2 protein-coding genes are annotated in these 933 nt (G+C 30.1%); one reads left to right on the forward strand and one right to left on the reverse strand.

Going from position 1 to position 933, the window contains the following annotated elements; translation table 11 throughout:
- Positions 1-270 precede the first annotated feature (270 nt).
- Positions 271-759 (forward strand): helix-turn-helix domain-containing protein, encoded by a 489-nt coding sequence (locus tag DNJ75_RS14955; RefSeq protein WP_117004198.1) that lies wholly within the window; start codon positions 271-273, stop codon positions 757-759.
- Here the strand turns inward: DNJ75_RS14955 and DNJ75_RS15605 are convergent.
- The coding region (locus tag DNJ75_RS15605; protein ID WP_206609138.1) for a hypothetical protein at positions 753-933 on the reverse strand (181 nt) is incomplete at its 5' end. The genes DNJ75_RS14955 and DNJ75_RS15605 overlap by 7 nt on opposite strands.

A 933-nucleotide genomic window follows, 5' to 3' on the forward strand; every position in this document is an offset into this window, starting at 1 on the left:
AAATGAAAAGCTAAAAGTATTTTCACTATCAAAATATCGCCAAATACATATTTGGCAACCTAGTTGCTGTTGATCAAATTGATATATTATCTCATTCGATAATATATCCTGATTATTGCTTTGACTATTCATTCTTTAAACTCGGTAATAATCTACCCAAACCATAAGTATCTATAATTTAGATACTTATATTTATTTGAATAAATGTCAATATTTTTTTACTAATTTTTTTGCTATAATGCCTCACTATTTTCAAGAACCTTTTTAAATATGGAAAATACACAGAAAAAATTTGAAGCTACAAACAAATATGAATTGCCTTTTGTCTTAAAAAAACTCATCGATTCAACGGGTATGGAACTCGCAGATTTTTGCAGAAAAATTGAAATTGGATATGCAACAATATATCAGATATTGGCTGGCAAAAACCAGAGTCCTAGAATAGATACACTACTACCAATTGCCAAATATTTTAACATTAGTGTCGAACAACTGATAGGTGAAGAACCTCTCGAAACACCCACTCGAAAAAAAAGCATCTCTGTTGGCAATGACACCAAGAATACTGTATGGCAACATACGCTCTTTATTGATTGTGTAAAAACAGTATCCAGTATTCTTGAAAAACACCCAAAAGAAATCGGTGTTGATCAATTTCTTGCAACGATTAAAGAAGTTTACATGTATTCGATCACTCAAAAACTTAAAACAGCAGATAAAAAATTTGCAACTTGGTATTGCAAACACTACTTTCAGTAATTGCTCGATTTTTTATTGAGTCTACTTAGAAAAAAAGCACGTAATTCTATTGAATTAGGATGCTCTTTACCAAATATAGACTCATGTTTTTCCAAACAATCAGTCGCGCGAATATAATCATGAATACCAAAATAAAACATCCCCATATCAAAATACAATAAACTTATTTCATGA

The sequence above is a fragment of the Cysteiniphilum litorale genome, assembly GCF_003428165.1.
GTDB lineage: Bacteria > Pseudomonadota > Gammaproteobacteria > Francisellales > Francisellaceae > Caedibacter > Caedibacter litoralis.